12 protein-coding genes are annotated in these 14,016 nt (G+C 71.2%); 6 read left to right on the top strand and 6 right to left on the bottom strand.

Annotated features, from left to right (window positions below):
- Nucleotides 1–102: 102 nt before the first annotated feature.
- Nucleotides 103–1,002: a LysR family transcriptional regulator gene (locus tag ACIG3E_RS21980; RefSeq protein ID WP_399618967.1), complete on the bottom strand. Its 900-nt coding sequence runs from the start codon at nucleotides 1,000–1,002 to the stop codon at nucleotides 103–105.
- Nucleotides 1,003–1,298: 296 nt separating this feature from the next.
- The gene (locus ACIG3E_RS21975) at nucleotides 1,299–4,259 is read right to left on the bottom strand and encodes a M14 family zinc carboxypeptidase (RefSeq protein ID WP_399618965.1); all 2,961 of its coding nucleotides are present in this window, start codon (nucleotides 4,257–4,259) and stop codon (nucleotides 1,299–1,301) included.
- 255 nt (nucleotides 4,260–4,514) lie between these two features.
- Between ACIG3E_RS21975 and ACIG3E_RS21970 the strand changes: the two genes are divergently transcribed.
- The 3 genes from ACIG3E_RS21970 (at nucleotide 4,515) to ACIG3E_RS21960 (ending at nucleotide 7,958) form a co-directional block, all read left to right on the top strand.
- Nucleotides 4,515–5,495 carry an NAD(P)-dependent alcohol dehydrogenase gene (locus tag ACIG3E_RS21970; protein ID WP_399618962.1) on the top strand — a complete coding sequence of 327 codons (981 nt, stop codon included), beginning with the start codon at nucleotides 4,515–4,517 and terminating at the stop codon, nucleotides 5,493–5,495.
- A gap of 486 nt (nucleotides 5,496–5,981) precedes the next feature.
- The gene (locus ACIG3E_RS21965) at nucleotides 5,982–7,052 is read left to right on the top strand and encodes a serine hydrolase domain-containing protein (protein WP_399618959.1); all 1,071 of its coding nucleotides are present in this window, start codon (nucleotides 5,982–5,984) and stop codon (nucleotides 7,050–7,052) included.
- A gap of 333 nt (nucleotides 7,053–7,385) precedes the next feature.
- Entirely contained in the window at nucleotides 7,386–7,958 is a 573-nt protein-coding gene (locus ACIG3E_RS21960) for a hypothetical protein (RefSeq protein WP_399618957.1), read from the top strand.
- A gap of 87 nt (nucleotides 7,959–8,045) precedes the next feature.
- Here ACIG3E_RS21960 and ACIG3E_RS21955 read toward each other — a convergent pair whose 3' ends face one another.
- The 4 genes from ACIG3E_RS21955 to ACIG3E_RS21940 form a co-directional block, all read right to left on the bottom strand.
- On the bottom strand, nucleotides 8,046–9,185 hold the full coding sequence (locus ACIG3E_RS21955) for a serine hydrolase domain-containing protein (protein ID WP_399618954.1): 1,140 nt from the start codon (nucleotides 9,183–9,185) through the stop codon (nucleotides 8,046–8,048).
- A gap of 161 nt (nucleotides 9,186–9,346) precedes the next feature.
- Nucleotides 9,347–9,592 (bottom strand): hypothetical protein, encoded by a 246-nt coding sequence (locus ACIG3E_RS21950; RefSeq protein WP_399618952.1) that lies wholly within the window; start codon nucleotides 9,590–9,592, stop codon nucleotides 9,347–9,349.
- On the bottom strand, nucleotides 9,589–10,530 hold the full coding sequence (locus ACIG3E_RS21945) for a MerR family transcriptional regulator (RefSeq protein WP_399618950.1): 942 nt from the start codon (nucleotides 10,528–10,530) through the stop codon (nucleotides 9,589–9,591). The genes ACIG3E_RS21950 and ACIG3E_RS21945 overlap by 4 nt, the downstream gene beginning before the upstream one ends.
- 118 nt (nucleotides 10,531–10,648) lie before the next feature.
- Nucleotides 10,649–10,783, bottom strand: coding sequence for a hypothetical protein (locus ACIG3E_RS21940; protein ID WP_399618948.1), 135 nt, complete (start codon nucleotides 10,781–10,783; stop codon nucleotides 10,649–10,651).
- A gap of 211 nt (nucleotides 10,784–10,994) precedes the next feature.
- On the opposite strand from ACIG3E_RS21940, the gene ACIG3E_RS21935 reads away from it, so the two are divergent.
- The 3 genes from ACIG3E_RS21935 to ACIG3E_RS21925 all read left to right on the top strand — a co-directional run bounded on the left by ACIG3E_RS21935 (nucleotide 10,995) and on the right by ACIG3E_RS21925 (nucleotide 13,993).
- Nucleotides 10,995–11,501 (top strand): carboxymuconolactone decarboxylase family protein, encoded by a 507-nt coding sequence (locus ACIG3E_RS21935; RefSeq protein ID WP_399618946.1) that lies wholly within the window; start codon nucleotides 10,995–10,997, stop codon nucleotides 11,499–11,501.
- A 279-nt stretch (nucleotides 11,502–11,780) separates the two neighbouring features.
- The gene (locus ACIG3E_RS21930; RefSeq protein WP_399618943.1) at nucleotides 11,781–12,908 is read left to right on the top strand and encodes an FAD-dependent monooxygenase; all 1,128 of its coding nucleotides are present in this window, start codon (nucleotides 11,781–11,783) and stop codon (nucleotides 12,906–12,908) included.
- Nucleotides 12,909–13,012: 104 nt separating this feature from the next.
- Nucleotides 13,013–13,993 (top strand): AraC family transcriptional regulator, encoded by a 981-nt coding sequence (locus ACIG3E_RS21925; RefSeq protein WP_399618940.1) that lies wholly within the window; start codon nucleotides 13,013–13,015, stop codon nucleotides 13,991–13,993.
- Nucleotides 13,994–14,016: the final 23 nt, after the last annotated feature.

The following is a 14,016-nucleotide window of genomic DNA, read 5'->3' as shown; positions in this document are numbered from 1 at the left end:
GGTCGACGACCCGCTGCTGGCCGCCCACCACCACCCAGGACGACCTCGACCGCTACGCCGCCGCGGGCCTCACCTTCCGCTGAGGCCGTGCCTTCGCGGTCGTCAGGACACCGGCGCGAAGAAGGCGGCTCTGTGCCAGGTCTCCAGCCGCAGCAGGTCGAGCAGGGCCGTTTCCGCCGGGCCCGCGCCGGGCCGGACCGCGGCGACGACGGGCAGCGACACGACCGGGCACACCGGCCGGACGAGGTGCTCGTGGCCGTGGGGCACCGCGGAGGCCGGGACGAGCGTCACCCCGAGACCGTGGGCGGCCCAGCGCACGGCCGTCGCCGTCTGGGACACGCGGGCGACCGTGGTCGGGGTCAGCTCGTTGTCGCGCAGCACGTCCCGCAGCACGCCGTCGAGCGCGCTGCTCTGGTCGAACCTCACCCACGGCTCCCGCTCCAGGTCACGCAGCGCGACCCGGTCCGCGGCGAGCTGCGGATGCCCGGCGGGAAGGACCACGACGAACTCCTCGTCCCCGAGGTGGTGGCCTTCGTACAGGCCTTCTCCGCACGGCCCGGCCATCAGGGCGAGGTCCAGCACCCCTCCGCGCGCGAGGCGCTCCAGCTCGGCCGGGTTCGGCTCCTCGAAGACGGTGACCTCAAGGCGCGGAAAGCGCAGCCGCAGCGCGCTCAGGGCACCCGGCAACTGCCGCGTGCCCAGGCCCATCTGCGCCGCCACCGCCAGTTCGCCGACCAGTTCGTCGGCACCGGCCCGCGCGGTCGCCCGCGCCCGCCGCACCGCGCTCACGGCGACCTCCGCCTCCCGCAGGAAGGCCCGGCCGACCACGGTGGGCACCAGGCCGGTCGGCGTACGGGTGAACAAGGTCACGCCCAGTTCCCGTTCCAGGCCGCGGATCTGCTGGGACACCGATGGCTGGGCGACGCGCAGCAGCTCGGCCGCCGCCGTCACCGATCCCTCCTCGGCGACGGCCAGGGCGTACTCGAACTGACGAAGGCTCATCGGCTCCCGTCCCCTCCCCTGCGGTGGAGCGCGATCCGCCCCGTGGTCATCGTTGTATGTAAGCGACCGGGCTCCCCCGCTATTTCGTCCCGGAGCGCACCGGAGTACCGAGGTGATCCGTGGACGCCGGGTCGCGCCAGGACACGGGCGGTCTCGCCGATGCGGCGGCGGGACACGCGATCGGCCTCCGGGACCACTGCGGGTCCCGGAGGCCGACGTCATGCGGGCTGCGCGTTTCCTGGAAGTGCCTCTCCGTCAGGGCTACGAGCCCGGAGTCGGGGTACGGCCGTCGGGTGTCAGTCGCGCAGGTGGTTCAGGGCGGCGCGCATCAGGGCCGCCCTGTCGGTGGCCTCGGTGACGTGCTCGAATCCGAAGCCGAGCAGGACGCTGTCGCGTGCGGTGACCGCGGCGTAGGGCCGGTAGAGCTCGCCGGTGCGGGCCCAGTCGCCGGTGATGTTGGCGCTTCCGGGCGGGGCCGGGGCGACGGCCCAGGTGCCGAGCGAGGTCTCGAACCCCTCGGTCTCGGTCGCGGTGCCGCCGACGACGAGTTGGGCGTTGTCGGCGAAGAGGCCGCGGCCGCCGTCGGAGGAGTCGGTGACCGAGCTGAGGGAGACCTCGACCTTCTTGCCCGCGTAGGCGCTCAGGTCGAAGGCGGTCTGCTTCCAGCCGCCGGAGGAGCCGGTGAAGCTGTTCCAGCTGCCGCTGCTGCCGCTGGCCGTGCAGCTGGTGGCGCCGCGGGTGAGGTAGTGGCGCAGGAACGGGTGGGCGTTGATGAAGAAGCCCGCCGTGCACTGGGTGGGCACGGCGCTGGACGAGCCGCCGTTGCGGTCCGCCAGGGTGGTCCAGTCGTCGGCGCCCGGAGTGTGTGCCTCCAGCAGGCCGTGGTCGAAGCCGTTCTCCAGGTTCCAGTTCAGCGCGAGGCGCAGCTGCGGCTGGTCGGCGGCCGTGACACCGGTGAGGTCGATGGTGTGGGTGAGGCGCTTGTAGTCCCGGTCGGAGTGGGTCGCGGAGGCCATGCCCTGGCCCGCGTACGGGGCGTAGGGGTTGGTCAGGCCGGGGTAGGCACCCGCTGCCGCGCTCTTGAACTGCGGGAACTGTCGCGCGGGCAGGTTGTCGGAGGTGACGGTGAAGCGGCCCGCCTTGTCCAGCGGGTTGCCCTCGGCGGCCGCGACCGGCCCGTCGGCTCCGGCGAGGGCGCCGCTGCCGGTGAAGCGCTGGGCTCCGGCCGCGGGCAGGCGTTCGTAGGCGCCCAGGTAGTACTGCGCGAAGTCGTCGGTGAGCGCGTCGCCGAGGTCGACGTTGCCGCCCGTCCGCTCGCCGGACTCGATCAGCTTGCCGCCCTCGTTGAGGTAGGCGCGCAGGGCCAGCTGGGTGGGCGCGCCGGGCACCGGGTCGCCGGTGTAGTGCACCACCGCGCGGAAGTGCGACAGCACGCCCAGCGGGTGCGGGGTGCCCTGCTTGGCGACGTCCCAGACCGCCGCCGTACGGCCGCTGGCCTTCACGGCGTCGACGTACTTCTGGGTCTGCGTGACGCTCGCGCCCTCTTCGGCGACGACGAGGGTGTTCGCCTTGGGGCGTTCGGCGACGGTGTAGGTGAAGTGCCCGCTGTCGGTGCGGCCCTTCTTGGCGCGGCCGCTGAACCAGACCTCGACCTCGTCGCCCACGCGCGCGCCCTCGATCTCGGCGCGGTACTGGTCGAAGTACAGGTTGTCCTCGCCGCCGTAGGTCTCACCGCCCTTCCAGCGCGCGAGGTCCTCGGTCCGCGTGCGGCCGCCGTTGACGCGGTAGCGCAGCTCCTTGTCGCGCACCGACCTGCGGGCGGTGACGGCGACTTCCTGGTCACCGCCGCGCGCGTAGGAGGTGGTGAAGGAGTCGGGGGTGAAGTCGGGGGCGTCGGCCCCGGTGACGGAGACCGGGCGGTCGGGGTGAAGCGCGGACTCGGCGACGGCGAGCGCGAAGGGCACGTTCTTCGCGAACTCCTGCTGGATCAGCTTCTCGTCGTCGGGGAAGGTGAAGACGGACGCGCAGTCCTGGGGCTTCCAGGCGTCATTGGGGTCGATGTTCGAGGCGGTCTGGCAGGTGGACATCTCCGGCGTGAACATCGCGATGCCGTTGACGTTTCCCGCGTGCCCGTCGGCCTCGCCGTTGGTGGTGTACAGCTCGGAGGAGACCTGCGGGTGGTAGCCGGGGACCGCGGGCTTCTCGGGGGTGCCGGCCAGGGCCTTGTAGAGCACGTCGTCGGGCGTGGGGGTGGCGACCTGCCAGCCCACCCCGTAGAGGATCAGTTCGGCCGCCGAGTGGTAGTTGATCCCGTACGTGAAGCCGATGCGCTTCTGGAAGCGGTCGATCGCCTTCGTCTCGGGCTCGGACATCGGGCCGGTGCCACGGTAGGTCTCCGAGGACGCGTTCGGGGACGAACCCTCGTTGTCGTAGCCCCACTTGTAGGCGAAGTTGCGGTTGAGGTCGACGCCGTCGCCCGCCGCGATCCTGCCGTCGCCGTCGATGTCGCGGAGGTTCTTGCGCCACTGGCGGTCGCCGTCGGCGGCGTGCGTGAAGTCGTACCCGTCGGGGTTGGCGGAGAGCACGAACCACAGCTCGGTGGAGTTCACGAGCTTGGTGACGCGCTTGTCCTTGCCGTAGTTGTCGAGGTAGTGGTGCATCAGGCGGCGGGTCATCTCGGGGGTGATCCACTCGCGCGCGTGCTGGTTGGACATGTACAGCGTGGCCGGCTTGGAGCCGTCCTTGGACTTCGCCGCGCCCTTGGAGAGCTTGAGCGCGAGGATGTCCTTGCCCTGGAGGGTCTTGCCGATGGAGACGACCTTGGTGAGGCCGGGGTGGGCCTGCGCGGTCTTGACGATCTCCTCCTGGAGCCCGCCCTTGCCGCTGTAGGGCCGGTAGACGCCGTCGCCCGCGGCCGCGAGCCGCTTCTCGGTGGCCTGGGAGATCGTGTGCTCTTCGAGGTCGACGCCCTGGCGTTCGATCGACTTCGCCTGGGCCTCGGTCAGATAGAGCTCGACGCGTCCGGTGCCGCGTTCGGGCACCTGCCCGGCGAGTTCGTGGGCGTCCTGGCCCGCCTTGAGCACGATGGGGATCTGCTTCTTGGTGACCTCGGCCCGGTAGACCTTCACGGCCGCCGCGTCGCCGTCGGCCGAGGCCCCGGCCGGGCCGCTCGCCTGGGCCTGCGGTGCGGCGGCCACCCCGCCGACGAGCAGGGCACCGGCGGCGAGGATCGATCTCGCACGGGTTCTTCGTCTCATGAGCCCCCCTTGCAGTTGTCCGGCACGTTTGTGCGCGAACGCCAGGCTCGTCATGCTTCATGATCATGTCAATGGGTGCGTGGCCGGTTCCTGCTCCCGGCGGTACGCGTCCGGGCCGCTGGCCCCAACTCCCTAGGCAGGGGGGTGCGTTCGCGCGATGCTGGGGAGGCCGCTGCGGGGCCGCGCCCCGGCGCGCCCGTACGCGTGCGCACCCGCCCATGCCATGCCCGCTCGCCTCGACCGGGGGAATCCGCCGTGAAGGCCATCGTCCAGGACGTCTACGGCTCCGTGGACACGCTTCACGTACGGGACATCCCTTGCCCCTCCCCCGCCGAGGGCGAGGTACTGGTGCGCGTGTACGCCGCCGGGGTCGGCCCGGACGTCCGGCACGTGATGACCGGGCTGCCCCTGATGGTCCGCCCAGTCTTCGGACTGCGCGGACCCAGGAATCCCGTACGGGGCTGGGACGGCGCCGGACGCGTCGAAGCGGTCGGCGCGAAGGTCACGGACCTCGTGCCCGGCGACGCGGTCTATGGGCACCTCGACGGCTCCTTCGCCGAGTACGCGCTCGCCAAGACCGACAGGATCGCCCCGAAGCCCGAGAACGTCACCTTCGAGCAGGCCGCCGCCGTGCCGGTCTCCGGCGTCACCGCGCTCCAGGCCCTGCACACCAAAGCGGGTCTGCGGGCAGGCCACAAAGTGCTGGTCATCGGAGCCTCGGGCGGCGTGGGCAGCTTCGCCGTCCAGCTCGCCGTCGCCCACGGCGCGGAGGTCGTCGGGGTCTGCGGCGGCGACGCGGCCGAGTTCGTGCGCTCCTTGGGCGCCACGGCCGTCCTCGACCACACCCGCCAGGAGATCACCGAAAGACCTCACCGGTACGACGTCGTCCTCGACGCCGCCGGGAACCGGCACCTGCCCCTACTGCGCCGCGTCCTCACCCCGAGCGGCACCCTCGTGCGCATCGGCGGCGAGGGCGGCAGCCGGTGGTTCGGCGACACCGGCACCCAGCTACGGATGGCCCTGCTGACCCGCTTCGTGCGGCACGATCTGCTCGGCCTGCTGGCCGTCGTACGCCGGGCGGACCTGCTGACCCTCACGTCCCTGATCGAGAGCGGCGCGCTCACTCCGGTCGTCGACAGCACCTATCCCCTGGCCGAGGCCCGGGCCGCCGTCCGCCATCAGGAGCGGGGCCATCCCCGGGGAAAGGTCGTCCTGATCGCGGGGCCCGGGGCTTGACCGGCGACTCGTTCATCAGCGGGAAGTCCTCAGGCGTCGCACTGCCCCGGGGCCACCGGCGCCCATGACGCGTCCGAGCCGGTCACGAACTGGGCGGGTGCGCGTTTATGCGGGGGCAAGCCCCACCTCCACACATCCGGCGTGCTCCAGTGACCCGCACAGGGTCCGTACGCAACGCTGATCGGCATGACGACCAGATCGCACCACTTCCCCGTACGCGGGCACTCCCGAACGCGCCCGACTCACCGGCCTCGTAGACACCGATTGCACCTGGTGGCGGCCGTGTCCGTCCTGACGGTGGCTGGCTTAGGCATCGGACTTGAGCAGCCGGGGCAGGCGGCGACCCGGCCGACCGCTACCGTGTCGGCACACGACGCGCCAGCTTCCGGAGCTTCCGGGAAGGACGCAAGGGCCCAACAGCGCGACCAGCTGGAGCAGTTGGCGCGGAAGGTGGTGGATGCCGGGGCTCCCGGAGTGGTGGTGCGGGTGGATGACGGCCGCGGTCGACCGATCGAGATCGCCGAACAAGCTCCGTGGGCCCGCTCCGAGCACCGACTCCGGCCGGGCGACGAGTTCCGGATGGGCTCCAACACCAAGACCATGATGGCCACCCTCGTCCTGCAACTGGCCGCCGAGGGCAAGCTCGCACTGACCGACCCGGTGGACAAGTGGCTGCCGGGCCAGGTGCCGGACGGCCGCGCCATCACGCTGCGCATGCTGCTCAACCACACCAGCGGCCTGTACGACTACACCGAGGACCCGCAGCTCGTGCCCTCCATCCTGGGCAAGGACCAGAGGCGGTGGACCTCGGAACAGCTCCTCGCCGTGGGCGTACGACACGATCCGCTCTTCCCACCGGGCACGCGGTGGGACTACAGCAACACGAACTACGCCGCGGTCGGTGCGGTCCTGGAGAAGGTCACCGGCCGGAGCCTGGCGGAGCTGGTCCGTGACCGGATCGCCCGGCCGCTCGGCCTGCGGCACACGTACTACGCCGAGGACTCGGCCTGGCGCGGCCCGCACGCCCGCGGCTACGAACCCGATGCGGCGCACATGCCGCCGGGCGTGCCGACCGAGTTCCGGAACTACGCCGGGGCGCCCCGCGCGGAGCACGTGGACGTCTCCGCCAACAGCCCTTCGTGGGGCGGCGCGGCCGGTGCGGTGGTGTCCACCGCGCGCGACTGGGACCGCTTCTACACAGCGTTGATGTCCGGCAAGCTGCTGCCCGCCGCGCAGCTGGCGCAGATGCGCACCACCGTGCCGATCTTCCCCGACCAGCCGGACGGGCCCGGCTACGGCCTCGGCATCGAGACCACCACCACCGAGTGCGGCACGGTGTGGTCTCACGACGGCGGCATCCCGGGCTACCTCAGCGCCCACCTCACGGATCCCACGGGCCGACGCACCGCGAGCATCCTCATCTCGACGGAGGCGTTCGCCGAGTTCCCGGAGGCCTTCCCCGAACTGATCAAGTCCTCCAAGGCACTCCAGTCCGCCACACTGTGCGCCCTGTTCGACAAGGCGGGGTCGGGCGGGGGTGCCGCCAACTCCTCCTGATCCACGCGGAGTCGACGCTGCTACCCCGAACCGGGCGACGAGACCCGCCCCGGCGAGCGTGCCGAAGTCGCCCCACGCATCGCCGACCACCCCATCCGCACCACGTTTTTGTCCCGAGGTGCGGAGACGGGCTGCCGGACAATTGCGTGGGCGCTGGAATCCCTGGTGCACGGCCTCAGTCACCGTGTCCCAGCGAGGGGGTGGACAGCCCCTTTCGCGGAGCATCCGCGTGCCTCCCTCTCGTCTCCGTACGCCCTGCCGTTCACGCGCAGGGCAGGGCGTACCTGGGGCGCGGCATTCCAAGACCGCAGCGTCTACACAGGAAGCCAGCAGATGAATCTTCGCAAGAGCCTGACTCTCGTGACCGTGTCGATCGTCCTGGGCGGTGGCGTGGCGCTCGCCGCCCCGTCGGCCCAGGCCGATCAGCCCGCCTTCCAGAGCCAAGCCATGGACTCCGGCCTGACAGCCTCCGAGGCCACCCAGCTACAGCGCACGATCGACACCCTTCTGGCCAAGGAGGGTGGACGGCAGACCGCCGCCAACGAGATCCGTTACGCGGACGGCAGGCTGCTGGTGCCGCTGCCCGGCGAGAAGTACGTACGGGAGCTGAACGGCAGCCGGGCCGAGGGCACCGCTGCCAGTGCGCGCCACACCTGCACGTACAAGCGCCTGTGCGGCTACTCCGGCAGGAACTACACCGGTCAGGAGCGCGAGTGGTACCAGTGCAACGTGCTCTACAAGAAGCCGAGCGCCTGGCGCAGCGGCGGCTCCTGGTACAACAACCAGACGCCGGGGCGGCAGGGCAGCTGGTACGACTACAACAAGCGCTTCCTCTCCCACACCAGGCCCGCGCCCTACGGAGCCAACGGCAACTGGGCCCCCGTCGGCTACGTCAAGGCCTGCTAGTGCGCCGCACACGGCCGTAGGCCCCTGGGATCCACAGCGGGCCGTCTCCTCTCCCCGGAGGCGGCCCGCTGTCGCGCCGCCTGGCGGTCAGCGGGCGCACAGGGCCGCCTCCATGGCTTCTTCGAGGTGCTTCACGGCGTCGCCGCTCTTCGGTTCGAGGGTCATCGAGACGCTGGCGGCGCGGCCGTCGTCGGTGGCCGCGGCCCAGGTTCCGTAGCCCGGTATCGCACCGCTGTGGCCCCAGGCCACCTTGCCGCAGGAGGGCAGCTTCACGCTGACGATCCCCAGTCCGGCGTGGTAGCGGCGCTTCTCCGCGGGGACGTCGGGGCCTTCCAGGGGGACGGTGGTGCGCATCTCCTTGAGCTGGTCCTTCTTCAGGAGCCGCTCGCCGCCGCCGAGCAGCGCGGAGAAGAAGCGGTTGAGGTCGGAGTTGGTGGAGACCATCGCGCCTCCCGCCCAGGACGCGGAGGGGTCGATCTCGGTGACGTTGCGCAGGGGTGCGTCCGGGCCTTCCTGGCGGTAGCCCTGGGGGTGGCGTTCCCTGATGGCCGTCTCGCCGGGGGCGGGGAAGTAGGTGTGGCGCAGTCCGATGCGCCGGATGACGCGCCGGTCGACTTCTTCGGCGAGGGGCCGTCCGGTGACCTTCTCCACGATGAGACCGGCGACCAGGTAGTTCGTGCTGCTGTACCCCCACTCCGTGCCGGGAGTGAAGACGGCCTCGTGCGCCAGGGCGACGTCCAGGGCGTCGCGGGGTGAGAGGTAGCGGCGCTTGAGGATGTCGTTCGTGACGTCTTCCTCGTAGTCGGGGAGTCCGCTGGTGTGCTGGAGGAGCTGACGCACCGTGATCTTCTCTCCGTCGATCTCCTTTCCGCGCACGAGGCCCGGCAGGTACGTCTCGACCGATGCGTCCAGGGCGATCTCTCCCTCGTGGACCAGTTGCAGCACGACCACGGCGGTGAACGTCTTGGTGACGCTGCCGATCCGTATCTGTCCGTCCCTGGGCACCTTCGCGTGGGTGTCCCGGTCGCCCACACCCGCGGTATAGGTGCGCAGTTTGCCGTTGCGGTCCATCGCGCTCGCCAGCGCCCCCGGTGCGTGGTCGGAGTGCAGCAGCGTGTCCAACCTCTGCCGCACGGGGTCTCGTTGGGCGGCGGTCGCGGGCGCCGCCAGGCCCGTGGTGACGGCGGCGGCCAGGGCCAGAGCGACGAGGGTGAGGTGTCTACGCATCAAGGTTCCTCCAGAGCAACGATGACGTGCCTCAGCGGTGTGATCAACTCTGCGGGGAGCAGCCGCCGTTGTCCATCAGTGATCACCCTGACCGACCCCTGATCCGCCCTGGGAGCAGGCTCCTGGTTCGCCCCTGGAACTCTCCCCGAGACAGCGGGTCGTCAGCTCCCGCGCCCGGACTGCTTCGTCAAGCCGTGAGCCCGTCCGGCGACGGCCGCACCCACGATCACGCACGCGGCATGGACGCTGAGGCAGACTACGAATCCGCCCGGCAGTCCGCCGAGCACCCCCGCGTCGTCGTGGTCGACGAGTTGGCGGATCGCTCCCTGGCCGCCGAGGACGACGAGCGTCACACCGAGGGCCCGCAGTGCGTCGCGGCCCAGAGGACGCCGCCCTCGGCAGCTCACGACGTCACCCCCACCGCGGAGGTGAACCAGGTGTACACAGGAGCCAGCCTCGGTGAGGCGGGCCATCCGTTGACCGTCGACAGGAGGCGCCAGTACCGCTCGACGTGCGGGTCGGTGGTCAAGAGGAGGCGGGCGAGCAGCCAGCGGCGCAGGTCGCCGTCGCCCGCGTGCTCGAACGCGTACCCGTAGAGGTCGCTCAGCGAGTCGGCGAGCGGCGCGGTCAACAAGGCGGCCGGGAGGACGCCGACGGCCGCGGCCTCCAAGACGCGTTCGCGCATCGCCTGGTTGAGGTCGTCGTGCAGGGCACCGACCGCGCCCGGGGAAGGCTCTTGGGCCTGGATCTCGGCGACGCGTCGTATCGCTGCCCGGAAGTCCGCACTCCGGCACAGCTCGGCGAGTTCCACCCAGGCCCCTATCTGGTCCGGGGCAGGATCGTCGGGAAGCTCCGGCAGGACGGATCGCATCAGGCTCGCGAACTCGGGGTTGGCGTCCCCGTCCGCGAAGGCGGCGTCGATGAAGTCGGCCACCAGCTGGTGCTGTTCGGCGTGGGAGAGCGTGGCGAGTCGGTGCATGAGGTCCACTTCCATGGGGGTGGGGCCGTGCCGTGCGACGGCCCGCAGGACCGCCCGCCGCAGCCGCAGGGACTGGATCTGTACGTCCAGGGCGTCGGCGTGCGCCTCGGCGACTTCGGCGAGGGACACCTCGTGGTCCAGCACTTTGCGCACGGTCGCCAGGTCGAGCCCGAGCTCGCGCAGCGTCCGGACCAGGCCCAGTCGGGCGAGCGCCTCGGGGCCGTACAGGCGGTAGCCCACCCGGCTGCGGTCGGTCGGCGGAACGAGTCCCTTGTCGGAGTAGAACCGGATCGCCTTCACCGTCAGACCGGTCCGGCGCGCCAGCTCGCCGATGGAGTAGAGGGAGGATGAGGTGTCGCTGTGCATGCCCCTAGCTTGGGGTCTCCCCCGACGGGAGACTCAACCGGTGCACGGTCGTCCGCCCTGGTGCACGATGGCCCGCTGAGTGATGCCCGGTGGCCCGCCGAGTGGTATCCGCTGACCGTCATCCCTTCATCCCGGTCAGGAGCGCCAGGCTCTGGGCCCGTACGGAGCCGGGCCAGGTCCGCAGGCCATAGCAGAGGGCACCGGCGGCGCTGGCGAGGGCGACCGCGCTCCACAGCAGGAGCTCACGCGTCATCAGGTCCCTGTAGCGGGCCGTCGTAGCGGACAAGTCGAGCCGCCTTCCGCATCGGGTGGAGGGCCGATTTCGAAGTCGAGCAGAAAAGACAGGCTCCTCCCGGTCACATTTCCCCGCCGCCATCCGTCATGGCAGTGACCGCACGATGCGCGGTCTTGAGACGACATAACGACATAACGACATAACGACGTAACGACCTAAGGAGATGGCGATGGGAACACGTTCGATCACGGCGGAGATCCCCATGGAGCCGCGGCTGTCCGAGGACCCCGCGGAGCTCGTTCCGGAGCTGGCTGCGGTGTCGGCCGCGCTGTTCAAGGTCACCGGCAACGGTTCGGTGCCGCGTTCCACGATCAGTCTGGTGCAGCTGCGTGCGGGCCAGATCGTGGGCAGCACCTATCTGACCGTTCTGCACACCGGCTTCCTGCGCAAGGCCGAGGTGTCGGAGGAGCGGATCACGTCGGTGGCCTCCTGGCAGGACTCGCCGTACTTCACCGCCGCCGAGCGGGCGGCGCTGGCCCTCACGGAGGCGGTGCTCCAGCCGTCCGCGGACGGTGAGCGGGTCTCCGACGAGCTGTACGCCGAGGCGGCCGCGCACTACGAGCCCAAGGCGCTCGCCACGCTGATGTTCGCGATCGGGCAGGTCAACTTCTTCATCCCGGTGGCGCTCATCGCGAAGCCGGTGCCCGGGCGCTCGTTCACCGATCCGTGGAAGTGACCCACCACAGGGCTCGGCTCATGCGCTCGGTTTCCGGCGTCTGAGCCGAGCCCGGGCCGCCTCGGCTCCACGATGGCCTCCCGTGTGTGGCGGTGGTCCGGACCGCCGCCACACACGCGCCTGGCCGGGACTGTCCGCCGACGAAGTGGTGCGGATCCGCCTCCGGCCTCCTCCTCGGACGACCGCTTGCCGCCCGTGGATGGCCGCTGCCCGATTCGGATAGGGCGGAGCCTCGACGCGCCCTACGGTTTCGCGGAGATCGGCGCTCTGGAGGCGTACATGAACAGGTATCGCGGGGTACGGACGGCCGTGATCGTAGGGGCGGGCATCGCTGGTCTGACGGCGGCCACCGCTCTGGCGCGGGACGGATGGCAGGTGGAGATCGCCGAGGTCGGCCCGCCGGAGGCCACTTCTGGTTGGGGGTTGTGTCTGACCGGCCCTTCGCTGCGCGCGCTCGACGAGTTGGGGCTCGCGGACGCGTGCCTGGCCGAGGGCTACGGCATGAGCACGGTCACGCACGTGGACGTGAACGGCGAGCCCGCGGGTGAGACCCGGTTGCCGCGCCTCATCGGTGCGCGACGGCCCGCGATGGTGGGCATCGCACGTCCCGCATTGCACCGCGTCCTGCTCGCGGAAGCCCAGCAGTGCGGTGTGGTGGTGCGCCACGGGGTGACCGTGGCAGCGGTGGATCACGAGAGGCAGCTCGTCCGCGTACGGCTGTCGGACGGGACGGTACGGCACGTCGCACTGCTGGTGGGCGCGGACGGGATCCGCTCGGCGGTGCGGGGCCTGCTCGGACTCAAGGCCTCGCTCGACTTTCACGGGCAGATGGTCTGGCGAGCTCTGGTGCGCCGCCCGCGCTGGGCCACGGGGATCCATCAGTTCGCCGGGAGGGCCGACACGGCCGGACTCGTCCCCCTCTCGGATCGACAGGCGTACGTGTTCCTGACGGAGAACAGGGTGGAGCGGAGCGTCCTGCCCGACGCCGCGCTCGCCCCGCGCCTGCGGCAACTCCTTGAGGCGTTCCCGGGGCGGGTGGCGGAGATCCGCTCCCTGGTGGCTGCATCGGCATCGGTGGTGCGCCGCCCGGTCCTTACGGCGCTCCTGGAAGGCGCCTGGAACCGGGGCAACGGCGTGGTCATCGGGGACGCCGCGCACGCCCCCGCACCGCAGATGGCCAGCGGGGCCGCCCTCGCCGTCGAGGACGGGCTCGTCCTGGCCCGGGAACTCGCGCGGCACGAGTCCGTCGAGCAGGGGCTCCACGCTTTCGTCAGCCGACGCGCGCGGCGGTGCCGGACGCTCGTGGAGACCTCGGTGGCGATCGCCGATCTGGAGCAGGCGCGCCGCCACCACGAGGCGTATCCGCTGGCCGACTCCTGCCACCGGCTCATGGCCGAGCCCGCGTGACCAGGCGGAGGGCTCCTCGGGAGTTCCGCCCGCCCGGCTCAAGGGGCGGCCGACGACCGGCCTCCGTGGTCGACAATGGGCCCCTAGGGAAGGGCCCCACCATCGTGCCGACGCCGCTGCGCCACCACCTCATCACCAGGTCCCAGAACCCCGTGGACCTGCTGAACGCCGCCACCCGGCTGTTCGGCGGCTCGATCGCCGCAACGCCCCTGGACGAGCTGTGCGGTGGCGAGCACGAACTGCGCGGCGTCGCCGCGCACGACTTCGCGGTGGGCTACTTCGCCTCGCCCCTCGACGTACGGGTCGCCACGGCCAGGGGCCGTGCCCGTGGCTCCTATTTCGTCAACATCGGTGTCTCCGGGGCCCTCTCGGCGTCGTGCGGCGCGCTGCGGGCGACCCTCGACGAGACGACGGCGGGGGTCGTCAACCCCGGAGACACCCAGGAACTGCGGCCCCTGCGCGGCCAAAGGACGCGGTTCCTGGGCCTGCGGATCGACGCCGCCCTGGTCGACCAGGAGTTCACCGCGCTGACCGGGCATCCGCCGGTGTCCACCGTGCGCTTCGACTTCGCCCTCGACCTGGCCAAGCCCAAGGGCCGGGCGGTGCGCCTCCTTGTCCGCTCCCTGCTCGAACAGCTGGACTCGCAGGACCCCCTGTTCCAGCGCGCGGAGCTGCAACGCGGCCAGTTGCGCTGCCTCGTCACCGCCCTGCTCCTGGCCCAGCCGCACTCGCACACCGGTCAGCTGCACGACGGACCGCGCCCCGGCCACCCGCGCTCCCTGCGGGCGGCCCTCGCGTTCATCGAAGCGAGCCTCGCCGAGCGCATCAGCCTCGGCGACATCGCCAACGCCGCAGCATGCAGTCCGCGGACCCTCAGCTCCGCGTTCCGCGACCGGCTCGGCCTCTCCCCCATGGCGTACGTCCGCGATCTGCGGCTCGACCGGATCCGGGAGGACATCCTCACCTCCACCGATCCCGTCGGTGCGATCGCCTATCGGTGGGGTGTCTCGCACCTCGGCCGCTTCGCCGGTCAGTACCGCGCCCGGTTCGCCGAACTGCCCTCCGACACCGCGAGCCGCAGGTAGCACCATGGCACACGGGAGCAGCG

The organism is Streptomyces sp. NPDC053474, from assembly GCF_044544845.1.
In the GTDB taxonomy this organism is placed as follows: Bacteria; Actinomycetota; Actinomycetes; order Streptomycetales; family Streptomycetaceae; genus Streptomyces.
Note: the sequence above shows the minus strand (reverse complement) of the source record. Positions and strands in the feature narration are given on the sequence as shown.

Excerpts from the sequence above, each read along its gene's own strand:
- ACIG3E_RS21980 (WP_399618967.1), bottom strand. The coding sequence starts at position 1,002 with ATGAGCCTTCGTCAGTTCGAGTACGCCCTGGCCGTCGCCGAGGAGGGA.
- ACIG3E_RS21975 (WP_399618965.1), bottom strand. The coding sequence starts at position 4,259 with ATGAGACGAAGAACCCGTGCGAGATCGATCCTCGCCGCCGGTGCCCTG.
- ACIG3E_RS21960 (WP_399618957.1), top strand. The coding sequence starts at position 7,386 with ATGAATCTTCGCAAGAGCCTGACTCTCGTGACCGTGTCGATCGTCCTG.
- ACIG3E_RS21955 (WP_399618954.1), bottom strand. The coding sequence starts at position 9,185 with ATGCGTAGACACCTCACCCTCGTCGCTCTGGCCCTGGCCGCCGCCGTC.
- ACIG3E_RS21945 (WP_399618950.1), bottom strand. The coding sequence starts at position 10,530 with ATGCACAGCGACACCTCATCCTCCCTCTACTCCATCGGCGAGCTGGCG.
- ACIG3E_RS21940 (WP_399618948.1), bottom strand. The coding sequence starts at position 10,783 with ATGACGCGTGAGCTCCTGCTGTGGAGCGCGGTCGCCCTCGCCAGCGCC.
- ACIG3E_RS21935 (WP_399618946.1), top strand. The coding sequence starts at position 10,995 with ATGGGAACACGTTCGATCACGGCGGAGATCCCCATGGAGCCGCGGCTG.
- ACIG3E_RS21930 (WP_399618943.1), top strand. The coding sequence starts at position 11,781 with ATGAACAGGTATCGCGGGGTACGGACGGCCGTGATCGTAGGGGCGGGC.